At 56.2% G+C, this 3,448-nt stretch carries 4 protein-coding genes; all 4 read right to left on the reverse strand.

What is annotated here, in order from left to right; genetic code table 11:
• Positions 1 to 1,044, reverse strand: a 1,044-nt coding sequence (locus AC1DX0_RS33065; RefSeq protein WP_477358573.1) for an ATP-binding protein, incomplete at its 3' end; no start/stop codon positions are given.
• Complete coding sequence (locus AC1DX0_RS33070; protein ID WP_477358575.1) at positions 1,041 to 2,147, reverse strand: DNA cytosine methyltransferase; 1,107 nt, start codon at positions 2,145 to 2,147, stop codon at positions 1,041 to 1,043. The genes AC1DX0_RS33065 and AC1DX0_RS33070, both read right to left, overlap by 4 nt.
• 89 nt (positions 2,148 to 2,236) lie before the next feature.
• Complete coding sequence (locus AC1DX0_RS33075) at positions 2,237 to 2,719, reverse strand: very short patch repair endonuclease (RefSeq protein ID WP_477222710.1); 483 nt, start codon at positions 2,717 to 2,719, stop codon at positions 2,237 to 2,239.
• A 97-nt stretch (positions 2,720 to 2,816) separates the two neighbouring features.
• The coding region (locus AC1DX0_RS33080) for an SGNH hydrolase domain-containing protein (protein ID WP_477358577.1) at positions 2,817 to 3,448 on the reverse strand (632 nt) is incomplete at its 5' end.

Genomic DNA, 3,448 nt, shown 5'->3' on the forward strand with positions numbered 1-3,448 from the left:
GACCCCTCCCGAATCGACAGTGCCAACGAGTTGATGTTCCATCCCGTCGAGAAGACGGCGATCAAATTGCTTTTCCGAACCCACTATAAGTCGAGGAGTGGGGCCGTCCCACGCGCGAACAAAGTAGGAGAATTCTAGTTGGCTCGCCGCCGACCCTCTTTCGGTAGGTTCTAGGAAAGGATCAACGAAACTCGATAACGTTTCAAAGAAACGTTCGCGCGCAGCCCTGGCTGACGAATCGGCTACCGCTTCGTCCAATTCGACGCGCAGGTCATAGTTAATGTGCGCGACCATCAAAGCGGTGCCGTGGTCAGAATCGCCCGACCAAACCGGCCATTGGGCAAGATGTCTCTCGCCAAAGGAAATACTAGTGATCGTGGAAAGGATCTCTTCGGACGGAGGCCCGAGCTTGTTCGTGACTCCGGTCGCATGTTCAGTCTCGTAGAGCTGATCGTAGGCTCGCCATGCAGCAGTTAGCCGAGCCTTACGAAGGTTGTCTTCACCCCCAGTAACATTTTGTGCCAGACCCTCGCCAAGTTCGGGCAGTATGCTGAGAAGCTCTTCCTTCTTCTCGAATTCCGTTACCGGAATATAAACATCCCCAAGATTAATGAATGGATTTTCGAATAGGCGCCAGTCCAGTAACGCCGCAACGAAGGGTTGCGATCTGCGTTTCGATACTAGAAGCAGAATTGGCCCAAGGTTGGCACACGAAAGGCGGCCAATGCCCTTCTGACCCTGTCTTGCTCTTTGTCGTAGGCCATTGCGATCTACGAATGGCGTATGATCGACCGTTGCTTTGGACTCTGTTCCGACGACAAGCCAGCGCTCTTCGAATTCACGTCTGTTCATTCCATGGCCGTCGTCACTTATAACGGCGGTCGGCTCGTCTCCATCGTAAATATCGAGAGCCACATTTCTGGCATAGGCGTCGAATGCGTTTTTCCAGATCTCAGATATGGCGGTAGGGCAATCCGCTATCTGCTCACGCCCGAGATGGTCAACCGTCCGAGCTTTGGTCTGAAAGGCTAGGGTGGAGATCACGCGGGCTCTCGCTGCTGCGCATCTTTGCGAGCCTCGGCGCTCTCCTTCCGAGGAGTAAGAATCGGCTTGAGACGCTCAATAAGCAACTGGGCAAATGCAATAGGAACTGCGTTTCCGACTTGTTCGCCAGCCGCCATCAGTCCGCCCTCGAACACAAAGTTATCGGGAAAGGTCTGTATCCGTGCCGCCTGCCGGACGGTTATACCATGGTGGAGGGTCGGGTGCACAAAGCGGCCCTTTGATGGATTAATGCAAGCCGTCGTCATCGTGGGGGCCGGCTTGCTAGGGTCGATGCGGCCATAGACATCATTGTGACCGTCATGGTCAGCGTGGCAATTGAGAATGCGGCCCGAAACATGACGGCTTCCACCGTTGGGCGGCGTGTTTTCAAACGCCTCCAACAACTCTTTGCCGTGCTTCATGTGAATGTCATTAGGATCGCCCGCGTTGGCTGGGCGAAAAGCAGATTCGCATCCAATCCAGGACTTGAGATGGGGTTCTGTCCTGCGGAGCACTTCGCTCCCGTGCGTTTGCTTCGGAGGCCATACAAGATCGTCTCGTTCTACACCTCGGCGTACCCYGAGAATGAACACACGCTTTCGGCGTTGAGCGATCCCATAGTCGCGAGCGTCTAACACCACCGGTCTAAAAACTTCGTAGCCTGATTCAGCTCCCTTGGAGTAGAAGCGATCCAAAGCCGCTTTGTGTCGCGGCCACAGCATTCCAGGCACGTTCTCCATCAGGAAAACTCTAGGCGAGAATGCGCGCACGAAATCAAAATAGATATGGATGAGGTCATTTCGATCGTCAGCAACGCCAGCGTCATTTAGTCTATGCGTCGAAAAACCTTGGCAGGGCGGGCCGCCCAACAGTAAGTCACATGAAGCATTGCGACCGAATATCTCTCGGGCCAGCTTCGCAGGCGACAATTTGCGGATGTCTTCATCTCGAAGGACGAGCTTCGGCTCAAGAGCAGCGAAATTTTTTCGGTACGTTGAGGCTGCATTTTTGTTATGCTCAACAGCAAGTTTGATAGTCAGTCCTGCGTTGCGCGCTGCGAGAGAGAATCCACCAGCTCCCGCAAACAAATCAATGCAGTTCAACAATCTGCCGCTCCGTAACTGTGTTCACGGGCGGTCTTCACAAGTAGGCTCACGTAGCCGCTCCAAATCAATCTTAGCATTCTTTTGAGTTACAAGCGACTTATTTCGAGAGTCGTCCCCTGGGCATTCCCACGGAAGTTTGATTTGTTCGACGTCAAAATCGCGCCTTTGGTCAAAACCGAGTCCAGAATACCCCGGAGTCGACTTTCCGTACGCGTGTCACATTCCCAAATCACATGAACTTGCCATCCCATACTTTCTAAAGATGTAATCGCCTGAGCATCGCGCAATTGGTTCCGCTCGAATTTGGCGAGCCAGAAATCGATATTTGTGGACGGCGTCGACGATCGGTCGCAGCCTGGATGCCTATGCCAAAAACAGCCGTGGACGAAGATCGCAATCTTGTATCGAGGAAATATTAGATCGGGGGTGCCGGGGAGATCGTGACGATGGAGTCGGAAACGAAATCCAAGCGCATGGGCGAGCTTTCGCACTCTGATCTCCGGGGCGGTATCTCGCGACCGTACCTTTGACATCATCAACGATCGAGAAGAATTCCTTAGCGGGCTCAATGTGCTCCTCGACTACCATTCGCAAGGCCACCTTTGTGCCACGAGCAAATGTAGATTGCCAAGGCCAAGTTTCCTCCCCTCCAGGACATCTCACTCCCTAAAACAGCGCCTTCTCCAGCGGCCCGTCCAGCGTCTCGGCAAAGGCCGTCGCCAGATGATGCCTGTCACGGAACGCCAGCTTGCCGTCGATGAAGACGTGGCACTCAGTCGGGCCGCAGAAGCGGTCGGTGAGGTCGACGTAGAGCGTGTCGGGTACGCTTTCGACCACGGCGCGCTCTTGCGCCGCGGCGCTGTCATTGGCTGCCTGCGCTCTCGGCGTGTCGCAGCGTGAGGGGGCTTCGCGCCACCACAGCGCGCGGGCCACGCAGGAATCGGCAAAGCTGTCGCCGATCGGCGTGTCGCGGATGACGGCGGTCTCGACGCCGGCCTGGCTGAAGGCCTGCAGTGTCGAGCGCAGGCCGGCCTGCCAGCGCGCGGTCTCGGCTTCGCGGCCGGCGGCGGGCATGTCGCGCGTCAGGTTGCCGATCGAGAATTCGGAGATCACCACCAGCCGCGGCTTGGCGCGGATGATGTCGGCTATCGCCTGTTCGCGCCAGGCGTCGCATTCGGTGTAGTCGCGCTTCAGCACCGCGCTGAAGGTCGGCAGCCGCGAGGCACGGCATGAGGATTTGAGATAGGTGACGACCTTGGTGTCGTTGCGCTTGGCCGCTTCGACCAGCGGCGTCGACC

Source organism: Mesorhizobium sp. P3_A9, assembly GCF_056402975.1.